The sequence below is a fragment of the Ralstonia sp. 1138 genome (genome assembly GCF_040544795.1).
Lineage (GTDB): Bacteria > Pseudomonadota > Gammaproteobacteria > Burkholderiales > Burkholderiaceae > Ralstonia > Ralstonia flatus.
Map to the genome: position 1 here is coordinate 1 of NZ_JBEPKQ010000011.1, position 25936 is coordinate 25936.

Annotated in this window: 19 protein-coding genes and 1 tRNA gene; 7 read left to right on the forward strand and 13 right to left on the reverse strand. The window is 56.6% G+C overall.

Annotated elements, in window-relative coordinates; genetic code table 11:
- Positions 1-2227 precede the first annotated feature (2227 nt).
- The 9 genes from ABIC76_RS25140 to ABIC76_RS25180 all read right to left on the reverse strand — a co-directional run bounded on the left by ABIC76_RS25140 (position 2228) and on the right by ABIC76_RS25180 (position 9190).
- On the reverse strand, positions 2228-2731 hold the full coding sequence (locus tag ABIC76_RS25140) for a hypothetical protein (protein WP_354535588.1): 504 nt from the start codon (positions 2729-2731) through the stop codon (positions 2228-2230).
- 65 nt (positions 2732-2796) lie between these two features.
- Positions 2797-3288, reverse strand: a complete 492-nt coding sequence (locus ABIC76_RS25145) for a hypothetical protein (RefSeq protein ID WP_354535589.1) — start codon at positions 3286-3288, stop codon at positions 2797-2799.
- An 86-nt stretch (positions 3289-3374) separates the two neighbouring features.
- Positions 3375-3626 (reverse strand): GlsB/YeaQ/YmgE family stress response membrane protein, encoded by a 252-nt coding sequence (locus ABIC76_RS25150; protein WP_354535590.1) that lies wholly within the window; start codon positions 3624-3626, stop codon positions 3375-3377.
- Between the two features lie 1196 nt (positions 3627-4822).
- A tRNA-Gly gene (locus ABIC76_RS25155) sits at positions 4823-4896 on the reverse strand.
- 238 nt (positions 4897-5134) lie between these two features.
- Positions 5135-5626: a lysozyme inhibitor LprI family protein gene (locus tag ABIC76_RS25160; RefSeq protein WP_354535591.1), complete on the reverse strand. Its 492-nt coding sequence runs from the start codon at positions 5624-5626 to the stop codon at positions 5135-5137.
- Between the two features lie 162 nt (positions 5627-5788).
- On the reverse strand, positions 5789-6172 hold the full coding sequence (locus ABIC76_RS25165; protein WP_354535592.1) for a hypothetical protein: 384 nt from the start codon (positions 6170-6172) through the stop codon (positions 5789-5791).
- 55 nt (positions 6173-6227) lie between these two features.
- A complete protein-coding gene (locus ABIC76_RS25170) occupies positions 6228-6746 on the reverse strand; it encodes a hypothetical protein (RefSeq protein WP_354535593.1) in 519 nt (172 codons plus the stop codon).
- Positions 6747-6880: 134 nt separating this feature from the next.
- Positions 6881-7450, reverse strand: coding sequence for an outer membrane protein assembly factor BamE domain-containing protein (gene bamE / locus ABIC76_RS25175; protein ID WP_354535594.1), 570 nt, complete (start codon positions 7448-7450; stop codon positions 6881-6883).
- A 615-nt stretch (positions 7451-8065) separates the two neighbouring features.
- Entirely contained in the window at positions 8066-9190 is a 1125-nt protein-coding gene (locus ABIC76_RS25180; RefSeq protein WP_354535595.1) for an AraC family transcriptional regulator, read from the reverse strand.
- Positions 9191-9945: 755 nt separating this feature from the next.
- Here ABIC76_RS25180 and ABIC76_RS25185 point away from each other — a divergent pair.
- A complete protein-coding gene (locus tag ABIC76_RS25185; protein WP_354535596.1) occupies positions 9946-10125 on the forward strand; it encodes a hypothetical protein in 180 nt (59 codons plus the stop codon).
- A gap of 251 nt (positions 10126-10376) precedes the next feature.
- Here ABIC76_RS25185 and ABIC76_RS25190 read toward each other — a convergent pair whose 3' ends face one another.
- The 3 genes from ABIC76_RS25190 to ABIC76_RS25200 all read right to left on the reverse strand — a co-directional run bounded on the left by ABIC76_RS25190 (position 10377) and on the right by ABIC76_RS25200 (position 14043).
- On the reverse strand, positions 10377-10958 hold the full coding sequence (locus ABIC76_RS25190) for a recombinase family protein (RefSeq protein WP_354535597.1): 582 nt from the start codon (positions 10956-10958) through the stop codon (positions 10377-10379).
- A gap of 697 nt (positions 10959-11655) precedes the next feature.
- On the reverse strand, positions 11656-12738 hold the full coding sequence (locus tag ABIC76_RS25195; RefSeq protein WP_354535598.1) for an AraC family transcriptional regulator: 1083 nt from the start codon (positions 12736-12738) through the stop codon (positions 11656-11658).
- Between the two features lie 678 nt (positions 12739-13416).
- Positions 13417-14043: a FecR domain-containing protein gene (locus ABIC76_RS25200; RefSeq protein WP_502947903.1), complete on the reverse strand. Its 627-nt coding sequence runs from the start codon at positions 14041-14043 to the stop codon at positions 13417-13419.
- 992 nt (positions 14044-15035) lie between these two features.
- On the opposite strand from ABIC76_RS25200, the gene ABIC76_RS25205 reads away from it, so the two are divergent.
- A complete protein-coding gene (locus tag ABIC76_RS25205; RefSeq protein ID WP_354535599.1) occupies positions 15036-15245 on the forward strand; it encodes a hypothetical protein in 210 nt (69 codons plus the stop codon).
- Between the two features lie 1255 nt (positions 15246-16500).
- A complete protein-coding gene (locus ABIC76_RS25210; protein ID WP_354535600.1) occupies positions 16501-17001 on the forward strand; it encodes a C40 family peptidase in 501 nt (166 codons plus the stop codon).
- A gap of 688 nt (positions 17002-17689) precedes the next feature.
- Here the strand turns inward: ABIC76_RS25210 and ABIC76_RS25215 are convergent.
- Positions 17690-18916: a TniQ family protein gene (locus ABIC76_RS25215; RefSeq protein WP_354535601.1), complete on the reverse strand. Its 1227-nt coding sequence runs from the start codon at positions 18914-18916 to the stop codon at positions 17690-17692.
- A gap of 984 nt (positions 18917-19900) precedes the next feature.
- Between ABIC76_RS25215 and ABIC76_RS25220 the strand changes: the two genes are divergently transcribed.
- The 4 genes from ABIC76_RS25220 (at position 19901) to ABIC76_RS25235 (ending at position 25858) form a co-directional block, all read left to right on the forward strand.
- A complete protein-coding gene (locus ABIC76_RS25220; RefSeq protein ID WP_354535602.1) occupies positions 19901-20920 on the forward strand; it encodes a PDDEXK family nuclease in 1020 nt (339 codons plus the stop codon).
- The gene (locus ABIC76_RS25225) at positions 20917-22971 is read left to right on the forward strand and encodes a TnsB C-terminal domain-containing protein (protein WP_354535603.1); all 2055 of its coding nucleotides are present in this window, start codon (positions 20917-20919) and stop codon (positions 22969-22971) included. The genes ABIC76_RS25220 and ABIC76_RS25225 overlap by 4 nt, the downstream gene beginning before the upstream one ends.
- Positions 22968-24329, forward strand: coding sequence for a hypothetical protein (locus ABIC76_RS25230; RefSeq protein WP_354535604.1), 1362 nt, complete (start codon positions 22968-22970; stop codon positions 24327-24329). Before ABIC76_RS25225 ends, ABIC76_RS25230 begins: the two co-directional genes overlap by 4 nt.
- Positions 24330-24796: 467 nt before the next feature.
- The gene (locus tag ABIC76_RS25235; protein ID WP_354535605.1) at positions 24797-25858 is read left to right on the forward strand and encodes a hypothetical protein; all 1062 of its coding nucleotides are present in this window, start codon (positions 24797-24799) and stop codon (positions 25856-25858) included.
- The last annotated feature ends 78 nt before the right edge of the window (positions 25859-25936 follow it).

Consider the following 25936-nt stretch of genomic DNA (forward strand, 5'->3'; position numbering starts at 1 on the left):
AGCGCATGGCGCTGGCCAAAGCCCTCAAGACCATCCCGCCACCCATGCACCAAGCACATAGGGTCGAGGCGAGCACAGCCCTGAATGTTGATTAGATATTCCTCAGCCTATCAATTGCCCCAGTGGCCGCAGGGCTTTGACAGCCTCTTCGAACCTCAGATGAATGATCGTGCTCTTCGGCTTCCTCGTTGGCTTGTTCGACCAGCGCGCACTCTCTGCCGGCAGAAGACACGCCATTGATAGCAACAGCGCCATCGCTTACACGCTTTCGGGGATTTGTGAACCTGCCACATCCAGCTAGATCGACCTCTAGTTAGTGCGAAGACGAGGGGTTGAATCTCAATACAGCCGTCCTTGGCAGGAAAGGCCTCCGACCTATCGGGAATATTTCCATGTGCATCCGAAATCCCACCAGCAGCTTGCCGCCAATTCTCGTCTTGCATATAAAGGCGACAGACGAACCCGAGCACAAACTACCGCATGTCTTGACAAAGCTTATTAGCAATAAAATTCAAACAAATAAATGCAAAATCAATAATCTTCGAATCGCAACGCCCTTCGCAAACAAGATTCCGCATAATAGATAATTCTCTCAGGGTCAACTTCACCCCAGTCCTTGCGTAGATAGACGACACGAAGATAGTCACGAAACGCATTGATTCGCGCGAGGCCCTCGTGTTTACGATATAGACTATCGAGAAATCGGAGCTCGTCTTTAGTTTTGTACGGCGTCATGTCACTTCATGCGATTTCGAGCTGACCGACGAGTACGCAACATTAAATTGCAGACACGAGCCGGGAGGCGTTCACGCTCAACAACGAATAGCCCCATTCAGACATAAAAGTCAGAGGGCCCAGACGACCAAGCCATTACAAGCCCTTCAGGTAGCAGCTTCCCCATGGAGATTCGCCTCATAGCGATCACGTTACATCCTCGCAAAAGCGCAGGACTATCATAGGGTTTAATCAAAAAGATAATTCACAACAATTGGAACGTGTTATGGCATGAACATCTGCCTCGGAACAATTTCCGGCGGTGTTCGCCAGCGTCAGCGAATTGAGCCACGCAATGAGACAAAGGGGCGACTCGATATCGCAGATCTTCGATATCGATGCGCTACTCGCGAAACAAAGGCGTGAGCGCAAAGAAATGGCCGAGACCCGCTTCGCCACATTGAATCTCAACACCGATACCTGCCCACAGTGCTCAGTCGAGAATGACACGCCCAAATCGAGATCGCACCAACTGCAGTGATGTTGACGTCCACCAATGTCGCTATCGGGCATGAGTTGCGGGCTTCCCGTTATGACGGTGCGGCGCGTTCCGCTGCGCTTGGAACTCCTGCTTACGAAGAAGCTCACCAAGAGGGTCCGTTGTCTCGACAGTGGGAGCGATGTTCCCAGCCCGTTTCTTTGCTGCGGGCTTCACCCTTGTACTGACAACGAAATGTCCTTGACGAGCGACTTGCTGCGGGCGAGTGGATTTGACGCCCTCCGACGCACTAACCTGCTTGTCGCTTAGCCACTCCTCTCGGTATTTTGCAAAGGCTGCGGAGGCTGTCGCAAGCAGCGCCCCCGCAAGGAACACAACAACCGTGCGGTGGGAAGTACGCGAAATCTCAACGTGATCCTCTCGACGGCAACAGCGATCCACGCTAGACGCATTGAAATTCGGCATGAGGTGATGTCCTTCAAACTACGTTGTTTCGCAAGATGCCGCGCTTGATCATGAAGCGGCGTCATTGAAGCCCACCCCACCGGCTGACTGCCGGCTCTGCATTCGCCCAACGCCAGCGAGCCCTATCCCAGCATGCGTAAACCGTGTAACGCTCTACAGGCTGCACAGAATCGCTTGCGGCAATGTTCAACACGGCTTCCCGACATATAGCAAGAGGCGTCTTGAACGCCCGGACAACCGTCAATGTTCCTTGTACGCGGCTCAGACCTCCTGCACGATCAAGCGACCACGGATGAGGTATGCGCTCATCCGACAGTTGTCCGATTGCTGAAGCCAAAGCCTCCTGTTCACCCTGGTGCCATTGGCGTGCCGCGTATTTAACAGCTGCATCCGTAGCCGCATTAACGGAGGTGGCCACAGCATAGGCTACAGCGGGATTTGCTGTGAAAGCCGCCGACGTCACACCTGCGACAGCACCCGCAACGGGCGCCACTGACGAACAGGCTGAGAGGAGCATGAGGAGCGCGACCAGAGAAAAGCTCGGAACACTCATTGCAGAGCACCCCAGCGACCGGTGGCGGGCTCGGCTGTCGCCCATTTCCATTGACGACCGTCGTGACAGATGGTGACAACAAAAAAGTCAACTTGGTCGGCATCACCATCCACCGAAAAGAGAATTTCTTTGCAGCCCGTCAAAGAGCGGTCGATCTTGCGCGTAACGACGACACGCCCATGTTCGTCGGCTTCGAGGGGCACCTTGTGATGCACCCGCCAAGTGCCGACAGCATTCAGAGAGAGGGGGCCGGCAACCTGGGCAATCTGGTCCTGTGTGTGCGCGTGCACCACGCGCTGTTCATATTGCAGCGCCGCTCGGGCGCCCGCCTGGACGCCCAAACCAATACCGGTAGCCACGGCCGCGTTGTTAGTTAACTTCGCGGCCAGCGCCGCGCCGCCAACCCCGGCTGCAGCCGAAGTGCCCTCAGAGGCCAGGGAACTACACCCGGCAAAAGCGGCAATGCCGAGCAGCGCAACAATTGTCTTCAAACCAATCATGGCAAGTCTGATAGGTGCCTCGAGTCCATCGCACACGCCACACTCTCTGGCCTATGCCTTCCCAATCAGCCTTGGTTTTCCTTGAGTTTGGCAAGAACGATCGCGAGCGCTCCACTCCCGAGCGTCTTGATCAGGGCCGGATGGTTCGCATAAAAATGCCCAAGTTGATCAACCACGCCGGGGTGCGCCTGCTCCGCATGCGCGACGATGGCCTGCGCCTGATCGGGTGTCAACTGATTCGCCTGCTCAGGCGTCACCGTCGAGGCCCCCGGCGACGTCAACCTGCCTAGCGCGCCACCACCCGCCTGGAACAACACGGCAGGTCCAACGGTTTCCAGCAACTGGTTGAGCATGCCCGCCTGCTGCTCCCCACTGGACCGGCCGAACAACTGACCGACCATATTCGCAAAAGGCGGCGTCTGATCCGACTGGAACGCTGCCGCCAGACCTTGTCCCAACGCACCCGTCGGTGCGTTTTGCGCGGCCTGCTCTAGCAGTTGCGCAGGGTTGCTGCTCAACGCGCCAACGGCTTGTTGCAAACTGTCCATCAAGCCCATGATTGGCTCCAGTAGTATTTCTTGTCCATAACTTCCATATGCTTGTCTAGGAAACCGTCCAAATCGGTAGCGCGAAAAGACTCTGGTTACCCCCGTTTTACGAGTCGTATGACAAACAACAGGAGAACCGCACCAATCACAGCTGTGATGATCGAGCCAATCCAACCTTGGCCAAGCGAGATGCCGAGCACGCCGGAGAGCCAGCCCCCGATCAATGCGCCAACGATCCCCACGATGATGTCGACGATCAGTCCAAAGCCACCTCCGTGAACAAGTAGGCCGGCAAGCCAGCCCGCAACCGCCCCAATCACCAGCCATGCAATCAGTCCGTATGCCATACCATTTCTCCGACGGGACACATCCAAACAAGATTTCTACGGTGAAACCGTAGTTCAACGCTTATCGTTGCCTTGCAACCAGCATCCAACAAAGCATCTCCCAGCAACTGTATCTGCTGATGGGAATACAGGCACTTCATGTAAGGCAGCGATCGATTTACGTGAGCGCGAAATTGCGCTCAAAAGCCACCTGCCATCGAGTGCCGTCTTGATCCGCATCACGCACGAGATGTCACTGAGCAACCAAACCGATTGCACTCATCGATAGACTCGCGATCACCGGCGGACAAGCTATTGCGAATATGCCCGTAACAACTCTAGACAAACGTCAATCTTTGTTGCAGCACCGGGACATGCAAACAGCATGTGACCGCTAACCCTGACTGGTTCACATGGAAGTGGGTGCGGACTCTGGAACGTCTAGAAAGTACTGATTACAAACACGACATATCGAAGCGAAACGGAACTAATCAATTTAATTCTGAAATCATAAAAACTAAATTAATAAGGATTTCCTCGACAACACGGTATCAAAGCGGCATTTCTTCCAGAAATGGTTTTGACACAAAAATTTACATTGTCACAACCCCTCGCAGATACCATTAACACGTCGTGCAGTTTACGATTGCTGCGCGACACTCCCCGGATTTCTATCCATTCCAGTCAGGCACGTCCCGTCGCCTGGCTGTTTTTTTTGGGGGTTACACAGTTGCCGCGTTGAGGCCCAAACGGGCGAGGACTCTTCCGTTCAGGAAACCGTCGTATTTTGCGTGGCTGCATGGGCCACTCAGCGACATTGAACCTTTGAAGGCCATGGACTTGCGTATGCAGTTCCGGCCAAAGAAGCCACAGCAGGAGATCAAGCTGGTCGAAGTGCGCCTGGAAGAGCCCTAGGCCGATGAGGGATAGAGTACTCTTGGTTCGTATGCGCTGGAGGTTCTGGGGACGTGCCTTCAGCCTCTCGGCCACGTTTTCTTAGTTTTCATATCGCCAAGCTTTTTGCAGGCATTCTTCCGCATGAGCTAGGATTCTGTCCGCGTCGAGGTCGCCCCACTGCGTGCGCTGATGAAGCGCCGCCATATATCTGCGAAACATCACGACCCGCTCGGCGCCCCGATATTTGCGATATAGCCGGGTAATAAAGTCCAGTTCGTCCTCGGTACCGTGGGCTCTCATGTCAAGTCGTTCGCATGCGTTGGAGCGGACGAAGGGAATCGAACCCTCGTCATAAGCTTGGAAGGCTTCTGCTCTGCCATTGAGCTACGTCCGCACAAAGAAGGAGGGCCGGACGCACCATTTCGCCCAGCCCTCGTGCCGTCTTTCCGGCTGCCAAGTCCACCAGCGACTATGTTTCCCCAACAGAAACAGATCGCCACCGCCTTTTAGCCGTGACGCCTCTATCGTAGAAGCTGCCGCCCCACCAATTGACAACAATTGCCTCACGCCTAGTTTCGAGGCGGAGCCATTTCATGAAACGTGAAAGCGACAATCGCCGACACAGCCATTCGTCAGTCGTCGGCGCGCAACTCGCGGGCACGGGCGAGATTCCGCTCAATCTGGCAATTCTGACTCGCGATACCGCCGCCATTACCCGAGGCATACCTGGCCCGCACGTAGACGCATTCGGCATCCCGATGGGCGCGGAACGTCATCGTGGTGTTTTCGAAGGCATCCCGAATACCAACATAGAACTGACGCACGACTTTGTCGTCGTGCCATTCCTTATGCAGTTGCGCACGCACCGCGACTTCCGCCTTCTCCAATACCGCTTCGGATTGCTTGACTACAGCGGGGAGGCAGTCCCGGATGTCGGCGACAGTCTTCTGCATATTTTCCAAACTACAGGCCTTGTGTGCCTGAACGATCAGTTCGATGTCGCCGTCCTGCGCTGCTGAAGCTGCCCGAACGTCCACGATGCCTAGCGCGACGGCAAGCGTCAAACTACGCAAGGCGCCAACTCGAACACGGCCTTTCATTAGTTTTTCACTGAGACGTTTCATGTGGCACCCTCTTTCGCCGTGGCTTCGACGGAAGTCCTGAAAATGGTGGCAGCTGTTGCCCTACTTGTCGCTAGATGAACCTTACAGCGATCGCGGGTCGGCAAAAGAACACTTGAACACTTCGGGTCCCACCAATGGAGCAAGGAAGCTCTCAGTCGAAACTCAAACGCTGAGCGACTCCAACCGGCATTTGATCTCCATCGTCCTAGCGACATCGGCTAAGGCATTAGCCGGTTGAGTAGTGGAGTACGCGCGCAAGGCAGCCACACAGTCGATCGCGGCGTCCAAATCTACATCGTTCACTGCACCGCCCCGCAGCGCCTGCGTCAATCGATGCAGTGGCCCGGTTTCGGGGCAGGAGGGGTCTCGCTTGCGCGCAATGTCAAAGAACTCCGCGCACACTTCTAGCGTGTCGACTACGGGACACAGGACTCCCGACCTCTTCTGCAAGTACATCAACTCGCCGGCATCGGAAACTTCAAACTCGCCGCCTGACCACAGGTGATGCAACATCGCTTCGAACGGGCTAAAGATCGCCTCAATCATGCACAGCTTCGAACGTCCCTGCAGTGGCTCCAGCTGGGTTCGCTTCTGGTAGCGCTTACGCGGCTTGCTGTTTCGCCCCATGATTCCCAGATTGATCGATGACAGGAGTGCCGCTCACGCGGCGCGTTGATGCACCTGTCGGCTTTCGGTTCGCATGGATTCGACGCTTTACCGCTGCCGCCGCACGCATACATATCGGACACCAATTTCCGGCCAACAGCTTGTGCCCCTCGGCTTGCCAGTCGTGTTCATTGCCGCAACGCATGCGGTGCATGACCTTCGCGCCAAGATAATCTGCCTCCAGACAAATGCCGCCTTTCCAATTCGCCAAGATCTGTAGGCGCTTATATGTTGCCGACCGCGTGCAGTCAGGACAAAGCGCAACAGATGATTTGCCATAGAGCAAAGCTCCTGCCGTTCGCTGCACAGCGTGTCCTTGTGCGCACACAAAGTCGTATTGGGCGTAGCGCCCTTGCCATTGCGTTGAGACGCATAGAAACCCGAACCGTGTCGCCTGGGCTTTCAGGCGTGAAAACGCCCGATTCTCCTTGGACGCTTCTTCATCGTGCTTCATGACCAACTCCAGCAAACTGGTAACCGCATTCGACTCCGCAGCTATGCTCTGGATGGCCCGTGCAATTGCAATGGACACCGGCTCATTCATTTCAGGTGCCGAGCCATCCACTAGCCGCCGAATCCCTCTCTCGGCTAGCCTCCGCTCGACCGACCGTCGTTGCGCGAGGTCGTAGTCACTTGCCCGTCCGGGCCGAAATGCACGTTGAAGAACGCTGGCTCAGTCGGGCTTTCCATCCATCGATAGACCCACACCTCTTCTTGCTTAAAGCGAAACGCCTCCACCTTGGTCGGCCTGCCAAGTAGGCGACGGATCTCGTTACGCGATTGGCCCGGGCGCACGCGGTTGAAATTCGCTGCCGTCAATAGTTGCTCGATACCGCGCACCCGACCATCTGGTGTAACGGCCACCCTCCAGGTAGAAGTACCCTCCGGGCCGCGCGGATACTCCAACTGGCGTGTGCCATCTTCGTTTTCCCAGATCATCTCCGGCTTGCCTGCCGTGGCCAATACGTCGGCTTCGGTCGACTGATCCAGTTGAATGCCTTTGAACAGAAGGCTGTCAGGCTTAGCCGACTGCCACACGTATTTGGCGGTATCGTCTACACGATCGACGGCCTGATCCACTCTCTGTTGATCACACCCCCATAACCCCAGCAACGAAACCAGAACGCCCGCAATGACACTTTGTTGAGGAAATCGCATGCTCACTTCCACAGGTCTTAAGGATCCTGACCGAGCCGCCATAGTCAGAGCGTCACCCGCGTTTTTCTAGGCTTCCACTGGACGCGATCAAGGCTTTTTTGCACATCCTCTGCAATGTATTGCCGAGCCTTCGCGAATGGTCACCGTGCCAAACGCGCAGACGAGGTCGACCATCTTTAGCGGGCACCCACCACTTGCAAAGGCTCGTTCCTCTGCTTGCTTGAGATGCCGCGCCACCCCAAACGCCCATCGAGTTGGCGTTCCTTATGGTCCATAGCTCGGCATAGCGAACTTGCGTTGCATATTCGGCAACGACACCACTTCGGGACAACCGTGACGCAGGGTTTCCGAACATTGGTACGAGGGTGTTCGGTTGGAGCCAGTCCATAGCACCAGTATTGCAAAGTCGCCCGGGGCAATTGAAAGTAACTGTAGCGATCACGCTAGCCGTGTCAGCAATTGTGGAATTGCGTTTGCCCGCTCGAGGCAATTTTCGCTCGCCCTTGCTCGAAGCGCTGTAGCGGTGAATGCCATCGAGTTTGGCTAGACGCGACCTTGTGCACTGGCGACCGCGGCCGGCCACGTAAGTCAGCTATTCTCCATCCTCGTGATCGATCAATGGCCTTGATACCGCTGCCGGAGCCGGTAGTCGCTGGGAGACAAGCCTGTCCAGCGCTTGAAGGCGCGCGTGAAGTTGCTGCTATCGGAAAAGCCCAGCTGGAACGCGATCTCGATCAGTGGCCGAGAGAGTTGCTGAACATAGCCGCACGCAAGCTCCTTGCGCGTCTCGTCCAGAATCGCCTGAAAGCTGGTATCGCGCTGTGCCAATTTGATCTGCAAGGTGCTCGCGCTCATGCACATGGCTTGGGCAACGCGCTCACGTCCGCACTCTCCAGTGGGGAGGAATTCGACAATCTTTCTTCTGACCGTCCGAACCACATCGTTGCCATCCAGGCGGGCCAGATAGCCCTGGACAACCTGATCGTGATATTGCGCAAGCTCGGGACAGGCACCGACAAGCGGTTGCTCCAGATCTTGGCGAGATATAACCAGTGCAGGCTGGGGCGCGTTAAAAACGATCGGTGCGCGAAACAGTCGCCGGTAGGGCTCTTCCCCTTCGCTGGGCATCGCGTGGTGAAACTCGACCCGAACGGGATTCATTGCTGGGCGGTACAGCTGCCGCATCGAGGTCACGAAGAAGGCAAGAACAGCGTCCTTCGTCTCGCCACACACACCTTCGGTGAGATGCCATCGCAGGGAAACGTGCTCGCCATCTTGATCAAGCGTGACCTCACGGGCACCTGATGAGAAAACCGGATAGTACTGAACAAGCCGGCGACAGTAATCCATCAGAGTGCTGCTGGCCATCAGTGCGTAGCCGAACGCATGCAGGTCCCCCAGATGCAGATGGCGGGAGACGTTCAACCCGAAGTACGGATCCTCGGTGGCCATCACCCCGAAGCGAAAGAGACGTGATATCGCGGCGACAGGTACTCGAGCCATGGGGTTGCTGCCTTGCGGCTTCAACACCTCGGCAGCTCTGAATGCCGCGTCCGGGTCGACACCGTAGTGTTCCAAGGCCCGCCCTACCGCGAACGCATAGCTCCCGATCGTGGTAGGCAGCCAATGATCTGACTGCGCGGACACATGTTTGACCTCGTCGCCCTCCCGCGCAAACGACGTATCAATCGCGCGCTCCCGTTGTAGTTCTTCTTCTGTCGTTACCCGTGCGTACCCCATGTCCATTCTTGCCGGGATTCGGCCTATGTGACCAAATCCCCCTCCCCAAGATTGATCAACAGAATCCAAGGCGCAGCCTGTATTGCTTAAGGCGCATACATAACGGCGTACGCACTTTGGCTGACTCACCGTTAGTTTGTTAAACAAAAAGCATGCCAAGGAGGAGAGGGCGAATTGGAAACTTCAGTTTTACTGCTAGCAAAGTCTGCAGCGCTGCTGACTTTGCATTTATCGCCCCGGAACAGCGACTCTCTGAGCGAATTAAGAGAGATACAAACAACGGTGTGTACCGGTTGTTACGTTACATGCTCCGTTACGTAGCACATCCAACGGCCGACACTGAGCCCAAAACCCATGAGAACTCACCACGCTCTACCGGTGCGCATCAGCGCATTCCCCCGGGGCGCCGCTACTGCAGCAAGATAGGAATTCATCGCGCCGTTAGCGCTGCGACCATCGTCCCGATACGGTGTACAGCACCGCATACGCGTTTTTCTGGAGGGTCGGGGAAAGAGCAAATACGCGTTGATAAGAAAGCCATTCTCCTGCCAGCGAGACAGAAGGATCTACGCTTAGCTGGCTAGAACGACCAATCTATCGCACGCTAGACGGCAAACTGGCAAAAGCGGTCATTTCCTCACAGGCCTGACCTGCATCAGAGTGGCCCACGCCTTGAGCAACTCGTCAAACTGCGGTAGAGCACTCGTTCCACTTTTATCTGGATCAAGCAATTTTCCCGTCCACTCGAATCGAGCATGTCCCGCTGGACCACCAAGGGTTTTTTGCGTGCGAGCGATTACCCCTTGCTTTCTGAGCAGGATAATGGCGCGCGTCCATTCAGTCGGACTGAGCAAGCCTCGTCCGACAACGTCTTCTCGCCCGATATGAGCGCCCTCTTGCAGCAGTCGCAATACGACTTCCGCACATTGCCTTGAAATTCTTTCCATGCCACACCCGTCAAATTGGCAACGGTTTCTACTCGGATGCACGCCGACCGACACAAGGCACACTTGCAGATCGGTGCGGTGGACAATCATCAAAACATGGACCGGAAGGTCTGATTTCGAACAAATGTCGCAGCCCCGTAAGGCCAAACCTAGAGAGTGGCTGCGGCATTCGCTCGGTCACCGATGCGAGGGCTCGCGCTGGCCTCGTCCCTCGTTGTGCTGATGGACTCGATGTCGATTCAGTCAAGCAACTCGCAGACTTTGGACTCCGTGCTCTGTTCGCCAAGACTGCGCCTGAGTGTGCGGTGATGGATATTGAAAACCTTAGCGACCGACCGCGCGGACTGATGTTGCAGCAGATCGCGCGCCTGTTCCAATTGCTCAGCATTCAACGCCGGTGGGCGACCAATTTGGCTGCCGCGATCGCGCGCGCTTCGCATGCCAGCACGCGTCCGTTCACTGATGAGCGAACGCTCAAACTCGGCCAAGGCGGCAATCATATGGAAGGTGAAGCGACCCGTCGACGAATTTGTATCGATGCTTTCGGTGAGCGAGACAACTTGGACGCCGCGCTCGTTGAGCGACGCGATCACGGTCACTAGATGCTTCAAAGAGCGGCCAAGACGGTCCAATCTCCATACGACCAACGTGCTGCCGCCCGTAGCCTGATCGAGTGCGTTGTTGAGTCCAGGACGATCAAAGCGAGCGCCTGATACCCCTTGGTCCGTATAGATGACATCGCAGCCATGGGCCTTCAACGCGGCAATTTGCAAGTCCAGATGCTGTTCGTCGGTAGAAACTCTCGCGTATCCGATTTTCATGCTCGAACGCTCTCCCCCCGTTCCAGTGAACGCGATTTTCCCGTGCATGAATAATGAGCGTGCTGATACACGGACGATGGGGGCGTAAATTGACCTCGTCGAGTATCGGTCGTACTCGTTACCCCATGCAATCGAATCCCGCTGGCAGGCCCGACGAGCACCATGGCCCAGAGCGCGGCTGGCCGCGCCACAGGTTGGCAATTACGTACGTCCCCGCAGGCGTGTGATCAGCCTCGTTGGGCTACTGGGGGTGCCATACGAGAACACCGCCGATCGTGTCCGTCAATGTGTGAGGAATCAGATCGGAGCCAGGATCGAAAGGCTGGCAGAAGGGAGCCAGTTGGTGGCGGAATCGATGGGAGGCACCGTCCAACGAAGAGACTGGTGCAGTTTGGACGAACCGATGCGCGTGCGTGACATGGGCTTGGTCAATCAGGCTCACAGGAGACACGAATACCGCGCTTGGCGAGATCTCCAAGGAATCGTATGAGACGTGCTTCAAAATTTCCTCCGTTGGCGGTTCGTGCCCGCACTTGTCATGCCCTCTAGTTGTGCCGACGTTGGCACCAGGGGCTATTGGTCGACGATCTGCTCGACCGATGACTGAAGGCTATACAAACGTTCGCGCGGTGGCCTGTCATTTTGGCGATTCAATTGGTCCGTCCAGCAAAGCGCAATCCTTCGCGTAGCTGCTGAGTCAGGCAGGGCCCCCAGAAGCCTGTATGGTCTGCTTAAGGCGGTATTCGCTAGGGGACAAGCCTGTCCAGCGTTTAAAGGCGCGGGTGAAATTGCTGCTATCGGAAAAGCCCAGCAGGAAAGCGATTTCGATCAGGGGCCGAGTGACCTGCTGGACATAGCCGCACGCCAGTTCCTTGCGCGTTTCGTCCAGAATCGCCTGGAAGTTCGTCTGCCGTTGTAGAAGTTTGGCTTGTAAAGTGCTGGGGCTCATGCACATGGCCTGCGCTACACGCTCACGCCCACATTCCCCGCTGGGAAGAAGTTCAATGATCGTCTTTTGGACCATCAGAAGGATATCGTTGCGCTCCAGCCGCGCCAAGTAAGTCTTGACTACCTGATCATGGTATTGCGCGAGCTCGGGACAGCCGCTTGCGAGCGGCTGCTCCAAGTCGCGACGGGACATGACCACCATGGGTTGGCGAGCATTAAAGACGATTGGTGCACGGAACAGTTGCCGGTACGGCCCATCCCCCTTGGCGGGCATGGCGTGTTGGAGTTCGATCCGTATTGGGTCGATCGTCGGCCTGTGCAATTGGCGCATCTGAGCAACGACAAAGGCCAAGACCGCATCTTCCGTTTCACCGCACACCGCCGCGTTGAGGTGCCAACGTAACGATATCTCCTCGCCTGATTGTTCGACTTCCACCTCGCAGACCTGCGATGCAAAATGGTAATACCGAGCGAGTCTGCGACAGTAGTCCATCAACGTACTGCTGGTCATCAGCGCATAACCGAGCGCATGGATGTTCGAGACGTGGATGTAGCGAGATGCCGTTAGTCCGAAGTACGGATCCTGAGTGGCGTCGACACATGCACGAAACAGGCGCGTCATGGTCGTGACAGGCACCCGCAGCAATGGGTCGTTGGCAAGCGGGGTCTGAATGCCCGCCATTCTTAGAACGCTGCCGGGCTCGACACCATAATGCTCCAGCGTCCGTGCCACCGCGAGAACATAGCCGCCAATCGTGGTGGGCTGCTTCGTGCCCGACTGCGGCGGCGTACCTCCATTATTGAATGCTATAGGCGAGCGTTGCCCCATCATTCAATCCCCCCGACATAGCCAGATCTTGTCAGCGTGGTGCGGCGCATCGATACACCCCCATCGCCCCTCTAATGACTAAGAGTCTAAGCTCAAATGACAAGCATAACGTTGCTTACTTTCTTACGATCAGCTGAAAAAGTGGCTTTTGATTAACATCTGAATCTGCTAAGAAGGGGATTGCAGTTCTTTCGGGTGACGAACACCTTTGAGCAAGCGCCGTGACCGATTGGGAAATCCTCACGCAGAAACACCACCGCCGGGACGCTTGAGCAAGCCCGGGGTGTTAACTCCTTAGCATCAAGCGCGGAATTGCCCACGAAGTGGCAATACGAAAGCGAGGCACATGCGCGCCTCCGCGGTTGCTGGAGCGCAAAGATTGGCGGGAGATTCCGCGAGATGAGGTAGCGGACCACGATTGTCGAACCGGGTCTTCACGGTGTCGCAGCCCCCAGGGAAACCCATCGACATTCCAAGCCACATATACCGTAGGCTTATGCGCAACAGCTGTGTGCCCCGATAAAGTTCGAGCCCCCCATGCCACTGCATGTTCTCAACAGTTCCGGGAAGGCCATCGAATTTTTCACAATCGAAGATGGCACCATTGGGAGTGGTTATGGGGTGTGCACCTGATACCGGTATGACAGCCTTGCAGCGTGCTGGCGCTTGCGACCAAAAGGCTCAGCGTGAGGAGTGCGCTGTGGCAGCGCTGACTTCACCTTCCAAGACCGACGCCGTCGATATGCCTCCCTGTGTTTGCACCCGAAAACGGGTGCCACGCACGCCTGTCACCAAGTTTGGCGTCGAAATTTCGTAGCGTCCCACACCAGACTTGGTGGGTGAAACAATGGATTCGACCTCGCCCTTGTCCAAATGCAGACGCACATCAATGAGCCGGGTCTGAACAAAGCTGCGTACGCGCGCCAGTGCGACGCGAGTATTGGGACCCGCGCTCACGCGGGTGAAGTCATCAAACTGCAGTGTGACACTGCCTTTTGCCCCCGTTTCAATCGTTGCGCTTTCTGGCAGTTTGGTGCCAGCCTGAATCGGTGTGTGGTCGGCAGTGGCCGCATCATGCGCGTGGACGACTTGCACCATCGACGCAGCGACAGGAATTGAGGCAAAGGGAATCCGTAATACAGCACCGGGAACAATGCGAGCATGGTTTGCCATGGGGTTGTACCGCCGAAGCACGCGATAACTGGCCTCACCACCCCCCATATAGCGGGTAGCCAACGCACTCAGTGTGTCGCCTCTTTGTACACGATACAGAAAATAGGCGCCGTCGGCACCAAGTGGCTCGCTCATAGCGGGCTGACAGACCGTCACAGATAGCACTGTGAACATCATGATTCGGGCGAGCCCGGCCCGCTGAGCATACCGCAGCTTGCGCCGTGAACGAGAGCTGAACCAGTGCACAAGCGGTATTGGCCGCATTCCGTAAGTCACCGTGACCTCCACAACCAGGCTCACGTGGCTAATGCACGCTTACCCCAAACACGTCGAACAAGGCCACAGCACCTCCCATGAAGAGCCACGAAGCTAATGCGGCCACCAACAGGAGCAAGACCGTACGCAATTTCGGATGGCAATCCGCCGGATCGATTGCACCGCAGGCCGGGCACCGATTCCAGGACCCGGCCTGCAATTTCGTATAGGTGTAACTACCGCATGTACGACAACCTTTGCAACGAATTGCTGGCATCTCATCCGTAGCCAAATCACAGATCAATTTCCACTGGAGGCAACCCAGTGCGCTGGCGTGGAGCCTCTTGAAGCGGCACCATCTAGAGCAATCGCCCTACCCTGAGGCGGAGCGAGTGAACAATCAAAAGACCTACACAGCACCCAGAGCGTAGGCCGATTTGCCATATGAATTGCAAATGCTTGTTGCTTCACGGCTCCGCCGACAGGGCGCGAGCAAAACACGGAAGACCGCCACCAAGCCGCGAGGGCAAAACGCGGGGCGGTTTTCGGCAAAAGAGGGATGATAGATAACCCCGGAGGGCTTAACGATATTGCTGGCCGCCTGGAAAAAACGAACGCTTGTTGAGCAAAGGGGGTTGACGCAATTGTTGTGAATCGATGGTGGGATGGTCCCCTACGATGGAAATGTCATCGTCGAACGGCAGTGACAATCTGTTTCGGTCTGGGAAGCATAGTCCGTGGGGGACTTGACAGCCGGAAAGACGGCACGAGGGCCGAGCGAAATGGTGCGTTCGGCCCTCATCTTTTGTGTTGGTGTACTCAACGGAATGACGAGTGTTCGCCTCTCCTCACCTCGGATGCAATGGGTTGATATGACAGCGCACCGCACCACCCACGAGCTGGAATTTATCGCCGGGCTTTACCGGAAGTATCAAGGTAACCAACGCGTTGAAGTGTTCCGCACGTATGTGCAAGCGCTACGTCTGCGCACGCACTGGGATGGCATCGATGCAAACAGTGTTCGCACCTATGCAGAGGAATGCCTGAGCAAAGCTTGGCACGAAATTCTGCCGAGAAATTGAGGAAGACGCCCCCGCCCCCCCGCAAAGGAGCATGTGGGCTTGAACGCGCATCGAAGGCTCGAATCCCTTCGGCGCGCATTTACTGACATCCGATGCGCCATGCCAAATCCTCCGCGCCGCCGGCCACCGCTCTTTACCTTGCGCCACTATTTGGTGATCGTTGCATCCACTGTCGTGGGCACAGCGTGGGGCATGGTCCTATTCGACGGCAAGGGAGCGCTGACCGGGATGTTCGCCGGCGCGTTGATCGGAATACTGGTAGCGGTCTCGCTGCTGCCGATGACATAGCCACAGTCTTCGCTCGAAGTCCGCGGGCGACCAACTGGCTCCAACGCTGTCTGCATAGCTGTGCTGACGCTCTCTTATCCTCGTAGCCTATCGTCACGCGGGATCAATACAAGCCCAGCATTGCGGCCAGCACAGCCACCCGGTTGGCAACGAACGCCGCCCGCCCATGCGCTCTGTGCGCAACCACAGCGCACTCGGAGGGGGAATCAGTGAAACAGTATTGTGCGTGAATGTAAGAACTCGATGCTGATGCTACGGTGCCGATTGCTGAACTGGCGCACAGCATTTTGACTGATCGCGCTCGAAAAAAAAGCGCCAAGCATCCGGGGGAATGGCCTGGCGCTGAGTGGGTGGGTTCATACAGATACTGCGCGCAAAAAGAACGGGGTAACTTTTGGGCGCACGCAGTGTAGAAGAAAATAGCCTGACCGGACTGCGCAAGGGTAAATGTTTGTTGCAATGTTGCTGGTAACTGCTGACGAAGTCATGAGGCACTCTTGTGCCGCCAGTGCTGTTTCCAGTTTGCACGCACGCCCTTCCAAATAGTAGCGGTGACCCTGACCTATTGCGGTCTGTAACTATGACAGAGTGCGGGGCTTGCAAACTCACATGACGGAGCAATATCGTTCGCTCCTCTAGCATACGCAGATATTCGACATGGTGGCATGCCATACCGACAAGGAACTACCGCGTCGCCGAAAGTAGGTCTTGGTGCCGAGAATCTGCCGTACTGCGCAACTTCACGAACGACCGTGGCAAGCGGTTTGCATTGCAATGGCTTTGCAAACAAGTGTGGCAAAACGCTTTGTTCTCAGAGGCGTATCGGCTAGCGTTCAGGGCTCTTGTGAAGTCATTCAAGGTGGTGCCGAAGGGGGTCCACGTTGAGTGGTTAGACGTGGATCTGAGAATGCTTAAAACAAGTTGCCGATGTCGGCGTTCTAACAGCGTCGGGCGGCACTCCATTACCATGGTCGCCATGGCGGTTTTGATATTGTCAATTCCGGCTTGGTGTCGAGCGGAATATATCAACCCAACGGACTTTGATGAGCCGCTGGCGGCGAGCGACTTGGTCGACGGGGGTGCCATCGCGTTGGCCCTAGAGCGGTTGCGCTCGCAGGCGCTCGAGTTGGTGGGTATCCGTTATCGGTATGGCGGAACCACACCGAAAAGCGGTTTCGACTGCAGCGGCTTCGTTCAATACGTGATTCGTCACGCAGCCGGATTGAACCTCGGCCGCACCGCTGCGAGCATGGCCACCGAAGGGCAGCAAGTCAAGCGCGACGCGTTGCGCGTGGGAGACTTGGTGTTCTTCAATACGCTCGGCGCAGTATATTCCCACGTCGGCATCTACCTCGGACGTGGGCAATTCGTTCATGCCCCGTCCACAGGTGGCCGGGTGAGAATCGAGAATCTTGAGAATCCGTATTGGTATGTTCGCTACACCGGGGCGAGAAGGCTGTTCAAGTAATCGTGCTCATGCACGACATAGCCGCGAGCAGTGCTGACGCAGTTACTCTCACCTTCGACGGAGGTGACAAACCGTGTCTACCTCAGTGCAGGCCACGACTGACCGCCTTCTGACAGTGCGGTGGCCCGAGCAAGACCCACCCGCCTAGGGCTCGCCGCACATTGCAACCAATGGACTCGCCGGCCCAGCGACGCGTTCTCATTTGTCGAGGTTGCAGGCATTGGCTACGCTGGCGCGCTGTGGCGGTGGGTGCGTCCGTCGACGCGCGAGCGTACGGACTTGGCAGAATTGCCCTCACGGTACATGAAGGTATACCGACCTGCGCTCCAACCGCCGTCTGCCCGCGCAAAGGCCGATTTGGCTGGGTGCATGCTCAGCACCATGGGGCCCGCTAACAATCTGGCCCGCTAGTGGAGCTCGTCGGTCATGGCAGCCAGTCATACAACAATGCGCATCGGCTACCTTGGATTGCGGCGCTTGCTGCAGCCAAAGTGGAAAGTTGACGCCCGTACCTTAGCCCTGCTCCCCAATGCCCCTGAGGTACGGGCTAACCTTATCAGCTTGGGCATCGACATCCCTGGGCAGGTGTAATTCGTGGCGGCGCTGCATCGCACGACAACCGACGAGGACGAAGTGTTCGACCTTGGTCTGTTGCCCGAATCGCGCTTCGTGCCCCACCCTCCACGTGTCACAAGCGTTTGACATCCGATCCGGCCGCAATCCAACGATCGATCTCACTTTTTGATGCCGCCGATAGAAAAGCAATGATGCGCTGCCTATCCGATTCAGCAGCATTTCCGAGCAGCGGCAGCCCGACCGATTTAAGCCGCGACGATGCTGCCTTAAATGAGATATCAAGCGATTCGGCAACATGGGCAACACGCCCCTTTCCTGCAAGGTAGTGCGGCAGGAGGCGCGCGAGACGGGCCGCCATCTTCACCGACTTCGTTGCAGTGACTCGCGTCAATGGCGCACCATCCTGGCTTGAGTAGAAGGCGTCGATGGCTTCGCGCCCCGTCGAAAAAGTGGCCGCCAGTGCCATGGCATAAACGATACCGTCAACGACCTTACCAAAACACAGCGCGTTCACAGCGTCAATCTTCTCGCTCCGTTCACTGCTAGACAGTCGAGGATAGTGGGCTTGCAGCCAGGCTTCTGGAAAAGCTTCGCGGATGTAATCCACCAGCGTCGACCGGCGGTTATTCCGCTCGGTCTGCAATCGAATCTCCGCAACGCGCCTGGCAATGCACTGGCCTGCGCCAATGCGTTGAACCCGATGGCCTCTACTCATGAATGCATGAGCAATTTCCACATAGCGCGCAACGGCAGGTACCGCACGCACGGATACAATTTCGTCGCAGACTGGCTGTGCACCTTCCCAAGAGCCCGGCGGTTGCTCGAAGGCATTGATGTCCATCACAACAGCAAGCGCTATGTCGTGAACAGGGCAAGCGTCTATACCGGGCAATTGATGGAATGCACGCCAGTAAGAATAGCCGAGCATGCGTTCATCTCGCGCGATACACCTCGGACAAAGAAATGCGCCTTTTTTTGGCTGCTTCAATGCAGTTCTCGCACTTCCAATTGTCGGCCCGTCATAGTCGAAAGCGTCATCACCACGTGATCCCACGCGGCAAAATGGAAGCAATGAATGCCACCTCAGATAGCTTCCAAGATTCAGCCCACTGAATGGCGAAAAGAGTCGATAGACGCTGACAGAAAAATCATTCGTCCATCCTCTTTTTTCTTTACGATCCAAAAACGCGACAAGTTCTTTGGCGCCGGAAAATCCGTTCCACAACGCCAGCCGACCGGCGTGTCCGCGAATGTACTCGCCCGGTTCGGGAGCAACGTTTCTTAGCATAGCGGCGAGTCTCCAGCAGAAGAGCGCAAAGGATGCGACGCGGATCCCCATTAGGGGTGACTCAAGGTGGGGAGCCTTCTGTGAAGCCCGGACAGAGCTGTGCGGCGCGTTGCCGCAACTCTGTCGTAGGATTCGCGCGGGCAGTACGACTGGCGGCGTAGGCCATACCGTACATTCCACCTTATCGCTTCCGATCACCAGTAAAAGCAGGCGCATGTCGCGCAAGCCGCCGAGACGACGTTATGTCACTGGTGCGGAAAAGCATCCCCAAGATTTCTCATGCATTGACATCACAATAACAAAATCATTAAAGAAGAAATCTGAATAATTCCCACTTTACATACCACGATACCCAATAAAAAAATTACCACAGACCATACATTTTTACTTAACACGCAAAAGTAAATTATTTAAACGCAATCAAAAAAACAACATACAACGCACCACCGATAGAATGGCGCAATCCATTTTGCCGGCTATACTGCAATCGACTGAAATCATGCTATTTGAATCGAGGACTTCGGTCTCACGAAGACTCGATCTCAAATTAGCAAACGATGGAAGATGATTGCCACGCCAGCCACCACGTTGGTGCCTGGGTCCGCCAGTACTGAACCTTGCCTAAACAACGCAAAGCGGTTCGAAGGAAAAGTGCTCCGGCTGGGGCCTGCTTCTGTACCCCAAACACTACAGAAAATGGAATTTGACCAGGAGTGCTCGGAAGACTGGCGTTAGCTCGCGCCAGCAGACAAGAAAGGAGTCGAACATGCACGAACCGTGACAGGGACGCGCACGAAGCCTGGATATGGAAAGGGCCACTGATCTCAGCAAAGATCGCGGCCCTTGAACTGCCAGTGTCGGTTGAAGCCTGACGCTGTCATTCTGTGACGACCCCAGTTGCCTGTCAAGGCGACTGGGGGGGGCGGTTCGCCCTCACGCGTTACATCTGACGCTTCCTTGCACAAGTGCGCCACGCCGCAGAGAGGACAGCCTGCCTTGGCAGGCAATACCCCTTGACCTTGATAAGGAAGAGTCATGAAACTAACTCACATGCTGGGCGATGTTTTCTCGGCCATCGCCAAGAAGGTCGGTCTCCCAGCGTACGTCGCCCGGCTAACGGCCCGCACCTACAGCGGATGGACGAACGCATATCGGCCGGCCATCACGGCGTTCTCCAAAGATGCCCCAAACTGCTCGCGTCGAGTTTGCATCTACTCGGCGAAACTGGGCCGCGATATCCACCTGCTATCTACGCCCGAGCAGTACGCGGCACTTCTCGCCCTGTACCACCCGAGGCTTTTTGCGCTGCACGAGCAGACAGTCCTATCGCCCCGACCGGACTTTCACCCGTTGAGCGGCCACCCCGATACGCGAGGCCTGGACCTGCCCCCATTCAGAGGCACCGTCGAGGTTGCCGAGCGCTTGGGCCAACTTCGGCTGCATCCGACAACGGTCATCGACGACCCAGACGACCCCACGGCTGTCCTGCGCGTTCCCGTTCCTCTTCTGGGCGATCTTCTGCTCTTCGTGCGCGATGAGAACGATGTGCCCTTCTGCATCAACTGGACGGTTAAGAAGGATGAGGATGGATTCAAGCGAGGCCTTGGCCTACAACGCAGTCAAAGACGGGAAGAACTTCGGCAGCAGCGCCTCGCATTTCGTCACCAATTGGAGGAGCTCTATTACGAAGATGCGGGCATCCGGACCGTACGCGTCACGCAAGACAAGATCGATACTGACGTCGCCAACAATCTGAGGCATCTGTATGGGTACAACCACCACGCAGTCAAAGTCTCTTCGAAAACTCGGCACGCGATTGAGGCAAGGCTTCAATCCCTCATCGGCAGCAATACCTCTGCGCTCAGCGCTGCAGCGACACTCATGCATGAGTTCAGCTGTGATTGCCATGACGTCCGAGCCATCTTGTACCAAGGTGTATGGAATCGACGCCTACGTGTCGATCTGTTTACCCCAGTCTTGTTTGATCGCCCTCTCACGCCCGAGTCCCGCGACATCCTGGACGTGTATGGAGACTGGTTTCGGAGGGCTGCATGATCAACATGGGAACTCAACTCATTGCACCAACTGGCTACAAAGGCTTGGCCAAGGATGTCACGTACTATTTCCTCGGCAGCCGCATTGGCAGCCCGCAAGTCTGTCTTGCATGGTTCTGGATCAAGGCGAAAGGCAAGCCGGACAGCGCCGTCATGGGCATACCCCGCGCGCAGTTTGAGGACGGCATACGTAGCCAGGGTATCGTCATCGCGCCTCGGCAGAGGAAAACCCCCATCTGGTTTGGCGATGAACTCGACTACGAGGACCTGATGGAGATCGATGGCCGCCGCCGCAGGTCCAAGAAGACGCTTGCACAGCACGTCGATGAACGCTATGCCGCGATCGCTCCGCTGCTCGAGAAGCAACCCGAGATCCTGTCCTCCGACACGCCCAACGAAGCCATCAACCGCATTGCAAGACGCAGCGGACAGAATGAAACACGTATGCGCCTCTGGTTTCTCACGTATCTGGCGTTCAGCCGGGAACCATGGTCGCTCTGTCCACGCTACTTCTACAGCATCGAACTCGATGGTCCAACTGCCGAGGACACCGAAGACGATAGTCAAGCAGCGCAGACAAAAAAGGTGGGGCGTCGGCCGCTTTCCCACAAAAGGCAGAATGGTTGGCCTGTAGACGAGGAAATGGCGCAAACCATCGCGGACTCCTATGTGCGCTACCGTGGAGATGCCGTAACGTTGAGCACCATTTACAGCAGGGCCATGACCGATACGTTTGGATGCAAGGTCACGACCGACGATCGTCTTGCTAAAGGCTATTTCCACCCACAGGGTAAGCCGTTTCCCTCGTATGGACAGTACCGGTATCACGTCATGAAGACGTTCGGGCAAGACCAGGTGCAGCGCGCGCTCTACGGTGATGTCCGCACGCGCAACAGACTGCGTCCGCCGGAGGGCCGGTTCTCACAAGCCGTGGCGAATCTACTGGAAAAGGTTGAAGCCGACGGGGGATACACAAAAGACCATCCCACCTCGCCACATTGCAAGTCGCTGCTCCCGCGGCTGTGCGTCGTGTCGATCGTGGATGTTGCATCGTCTTGCACCGTAGGCATCGGCTTTTCGCTCAATCGCGAGCGATCGGAAGCCTACCGAATGGCGCTGTTCAGCATGGCCATTCCAAAGAAGCGGTTCGCCGAACTGTTTGGGCTGACCCTTCATGACGGGGATTGGGACTGCGAGGGTCTTGGATCGTCCTTAATCGCGGACAACGGTCCGGGCAAGAAAGTGCTCGCCACCCACTTCGACGAGATCAATATTCCTTTTCGCGAGTGCACGCCGAGTTGGAGTCCTCAATCGAACGCGACTGTGGAAAGCTCCCACCCGCGAAAGATTCAGGTCGAGGGTGCCCCAACCTACGCGCAGAGCGACCTCAGCCCGGTCAAGATGGCCGTGCGAGAGATCATGCGTGTGGTGCAAGACAACCACAAACGCAACATATCCGCCAAGCTCACGCCCGACATGATTTCCGCCGGGATGCTACCGAGCGCCGCGGCGCTCTGGAAATATTTGAGCGATCTCGGACGAACCGACGCCAACCCCATCAGTTTTGACCGCGCGGTCCGCCTCTTTCTCACCCCCGTCACGTTCCGACTCCGATGCGATGGGGCTGAATTGCTCTACCGCTGCTTCAACTCCGACGCCCTGCGCGAAACCGGAATTCTTGGCAGCCTGGCGAATGGTCAGACCATCGAAGTCCGAGGCTACATCTTGGCTCTGTGCCTGCGTCACGCTTGGCTCGACATTCACGGGCGAATTGTCGAAGTTGACCTGGTGTTGCCGTTACGCGACCACACCGATCCTCTGTCATTGGCGGAGTTGCAGGCCATCGCAGCGCAAGAGGCGATCCTGCAATCGGAATTTCGCGAGCACCAGAAAGCCGCAGAGACCGAGTATCGGCAGCGTTTCAAGGAAAACACAGGTAAGGATTGGGATGCAGGCAAACAAAAGAAGGGCAGGCCTAATCCTCGATCGAAGCCGTCGTCCAAAGCCTCTAAGGAAGCAGCGCTAGGGACCGCACATGGGAGCGCACGATGAATACCCTCAAACAGGTTCTATTTGATCGCATCGCGCCGCTGCTCGATGACGCTGTCATGACCGCACGGACCCGTATCCGGCCGGCTACGGTCAAGGCACATGCGGGTGAGCCTGCGGCCGCAGCCGAGGAGCGCTTGCGTATCGCACTCAAGAGCATCTTTGTCCCCACCACGCAGGCACGCCGGATCATGAAGCAACTCATTGGCGCGTCGATCGGGTTCTCAGCCACACGTTACGGAGGCAATGTCGACTATCTTCGCCACGTGTACAACCGCGATTTCTCGGATGACTTTCCCGATGCCACCGCGATTTGCCTGACCGGCTTGGCTGGATCTGGCAAGAGTGCATTGGCGCTTGCCATTGGCCGCCTCCTCCATATCGAGGAGCCAATCGACGTTGGAGGCGGTCATGCCCCATTTGTTGCAAGCCATTGCATCAATGTGAACTTTCGGACCCACCCGAGCGTGGGCGCTTCGCTGAGACAGTGCGCCTATTCAGACGCGGAGCTGGCGCCGGCGAGAATCCAGCTCGACCGCCTGACCCAAGATGCAAGATGGCGGGCGTTTCGCGACTTCTCGGTATTGATGTTTGCCGACGAATGCCAATTCATCACGCATGGCAGTACATCCAATGCACGAGCGACGTCGACACTGCTGACACTGCTCGGTCTGAACGTGCCGCTCGTCTACATTGCGAACTACAGTCTGTGTCACAACCTGATGAAACGACCGCAGCAAGACCGGCACCGCCTGTTATCCCGCCCCATCGTCATGCACCCGGAGAGCACTGGGACGCAGGACTGGTGTGACTACCTGGAGGAATGCCAGCGTGTCGCAGGTCCGTGGCTTAAGGTTCAGGCGCACAAGCACGAACGGCAGATCTTTCAGCTGACGTTCGGCATCAAGCGAATCGTCATCGACCTCATTTGCCTTGCGTACCGGTATATGCGGCAGGATGGGCGCGAGTCGGTGACCTTAGCACATCTACAAGACGCCTATCTCAGCCCAGAGAACATGCACAGATCCGAGGTGGAAGCGTTGCTTGCCCAGATGATCGGCGGCATCCAACCACGCTCGGACTTGCTCTGTCCATTTGAAGTGGATTCCCCGTTGTCCGCTGCGGCTGCTCATGCGCGAGAGCAACAGCAAAAAGCGATTGTCGCGACATACTCCGCGGAGGCACTGAATGCAAGCGAGCGCAAGGCCCTCAGCCAGCTGGAGAATCAGGCGGCCCCCGTCGCGCGCAAAGAGCGCAGCCCCGCCAAGAACCGGAAACCACCTGCTGCTCCATTGTCGGCGTCGACTCTACTGGCGGCCGATGCGAAGATGCGAGGTTGCGGGCAAAGTACGCGCTCATAGGGAGTGCATCAAATCTCTCTGGCGCCTTGATTGCAAACGGAGTCCGTCTGCCGAACAAACGGGAACGCCAGGTGCAGTCCGCAATCGAACTCCAACGTGTTCTCTCAACGCATGAGGCTTCCTACGAACGCTTACGTGTATCGACATCCTGCGCCATCTACGTTGCCAAGCAGTTGCAGTGTGCGACCCGATACGTTGCCACTACCGCGCTCGCGGTGTACCGCAATAACCTGCACCACGATGATCACTGCGGCCATCCCGGCGGGAAGCGCATGCACTAAGACCATTGCGTTTCCCCGCCATGCCCGGAATCGCACTGACGCTAGTAGAAAGGGGAAATACTATTTGGGGCACTGAACCGCGGCCGGGAGATTGCGCGGCGCCATGTCACAAGCCATCTTCGTCGACGCTGGCCGGCATCACCTTCTATTGCTATCGTTGAGACTCGACATATAGGATCGAGCCAAATGAGCAACGCATCGGCGATTGGACGAAGACAACTCTACAACCTCGTTTGGAGCAAGCCACGGACGCAGCTCGCCAAGGAACTCGGCATATCTGATGTAATGATCGGCAAGATGTGTCGGCAACTCAATGTGCCGGCACCAATGCCTGGCTATTGGGCTAGCCTTGCAGCCGGGACAAGCGCCAAGCGGCGCTATGTGAAGCCTGATCTAACCTACACCGTTGCCGAGCGAATCGAGGAAGACCGCGAAGAAGTGATAGGACTGGTCCCTAAAGTGGACCCGAATGCGCTGGCCATTCCTGTCCCGCCATTGCCAGCTTTCAAGGAAAGCGTCGAGCAGGCCTTGCGTCGCTACGAGGGGCTGATTGATCGAGTAGCTCTGCCAAAGTCGACTCGCGGCACGCACCCGGCCGTCGAAAAGCTCATGGCGGAAGATGAGCGACGTGCACAACTTTTGGTCACCTACCGCTGGGGAACAGAACCTGCGTACGCCAGCCCGCAGGGGCGCCGGCTCTTAGCTGGCTTGAGTCGATTGCTCTGGTGGTGGACTGACCTGGGCTTCAAGCCTAGCTCCAGCGGTACACGACACATTCGCCTGGGTGTCACCTGTGGGCAATACCACAAATCTTTCGAAGTCAGGCTCACGAACAAAAGTGGGCCATTGTCGCTCAAGAGCAGCAAGGCCACTGACGCATCGTTTCAGCTTCAGTTCGAATCCGACAGCCGCAATAGCAAGCCTGGCGAAGGTGTCTACACCTTCTCGGACTTTGACATGCCGGTATTCAAGTCGATAACGCTGATGTTGCTATCCGAGCAGGAGCAGCGGCTTCGTGATTGGGTTGGCTGGCTATATCGCGATCTGACCAGACGTAGGGAGGAAGCGACTCGGAAGGCAAAAGAGACGGAGGAGCGAAAGCGCCAGGAGATCGCTGCGGAGCAGGCAGCGCTAATGGAGCGAAGGCAGGAACTGCTCGACTCTGCGTTGGACGGAAGAGAACGTGCTGATCGGCTCAGGATGCTTGTGTCAGAAGTGGAGACTCGACTAATGTCAACAACACTCTAGGAGTGACCCACCCGAGAGGGGATGCAACACTTTGGAAGTGACCCACCGGGTCACCGAACATGATGGCCATCACCGAGA

Bases quoted from the DNA above. Each gene is read 5' to 3' on its own strand.
- ABIC76_RS25140 (WP_354535588.1), bottom strand. From the start codon at position 2,731: ATGATTGGTTTGAAGACAATTGTTGCGCTGCTCGGCATTGCCGCTTTT.
- ABIC76_RS25145 (WP_354535589.1), bottom strand. From the start codon at position 3,288: ATGGGCTTGATGGACAGTTTGCAACAAGCCGTTGGCGCGTTGAGCAGC.
- ABIC76_RS25150 (WP_354535590.1), bottom strand. From the start codon at position 3,626: ATGGCATACGGACTGATTGCATGGCTGGTGATTGGGGCGGTTGCGGGC.
- ABIC76_RS25160 (WP_354535591.1), bottom strand. From the start codon at position 5,626: ATGAAACGTCTCAGTGAAAAACTAATGAAAGGCCGTGTTCGAGTTGGC.
- ABIC76_RS25165 (WP_354535592.1), bottom strand. From the start codon at position 6,172: ATGATTGAGGCGATCTTTAGCCCGTTCGAAGCGATGTTGCATCACCTG.
- ABIC76_RS25170 (WP_354535593.1), bottom strand. From the start codon at position 6,746: ATGAAGCACGATGAAGAAGCGTCCAAGGAGAATCGGGCGTTTTCACGC.
- bamE (WP_354535594.1), bottom strand. From the start codon at position 7,450: ATGCGATTTCCTCAACAAAGTGTCATTGCGGGCGTTCTGGTTTCGTTG.
- ABIC76_RS25180 (WP_354535595.1), bottom strand. From the start codon at position 9,190: ATGGGGTACGCACGGGTAACGACAGAAGAAGAACTACAACGGGAGCGC.
- ABIC76_RS25185 (WP_354535596.1), top strand. From the start codon at position 9,946: ATGTCCCGCTGGACCACCAAGGGTTTTTTGCGTGCGAGCGATTACCCC.
- ABIC76_RS25190 (WP_354535597.1), bottom strand. From the start codon at position 10,958: ATGAAAATCGGATACGCGAGAGTTTCTACCGACGAACAGCATCTGGAC.
- ABIC76_RS25195 (WP_354535598.1), bottom strand. From the start codon at position 12,738: ATGATGGGGCAACGCTCGCCTATAGCATTCAATAATGGAGGTACGCCG.
- ABIC76_RS25200 (WP_502947903.1), bottom strand. From the start codon at position 14,043: ATGAGCGAGCCACTTGGTGCCGACGGCGCCTATTTTCTGTATCGTGTA.
- ABIC76_RS25205 (WP_354535599.1), top strand. From the start codon at position 15,036: ATGACAGCGCACCGCACCACCCACGAGCTGGAATTTATCGCCGGGCTT.
- ABIC76_RS25210 (WP_354535600.1), top strand. From the start codon at position 16,501: ATGGTCGCCATGGCGGTTTTGATATTGTCAATTCCGGCTTGGTGTCGA.
- ABIC76_RS25215 (WP_354535601.1), bottom strand. From the start codon at position 18,916: ATGGGGATCCGCGTCGCATCCTTTGCGCTCTTCTGCTGGAGACTCGCC.
- ABIC76_RS25220 (WP_354535602.1), top strand. From the start codon at position 19,901: ATGAAACTAACTCACATGCTGGGCGATGTTTTCTCGGCCATCGCCAAG.
- ABIC76_RS25225 (WP_354535603.1), top strand. From the start codon at position 20,917: ATGATCAACATGGGAACTCAACTCATTGCACCAACTGGCTACAAAGGC.
- ABIC76_RS25230 (WP_354535604.1), top strand. From the start codon at position 22,968: ATGAATACCCTCAAACAGGTTCTATTTGATCGCATCGCGCCGCTGCTC.
- ABIC76_RS25235 (WP_354535605.1), top strand. From the start codon at position 24,797: ATGAGCAACGCATCGGCGATTGGACGAAGACAACTCTACAACCTCGTT.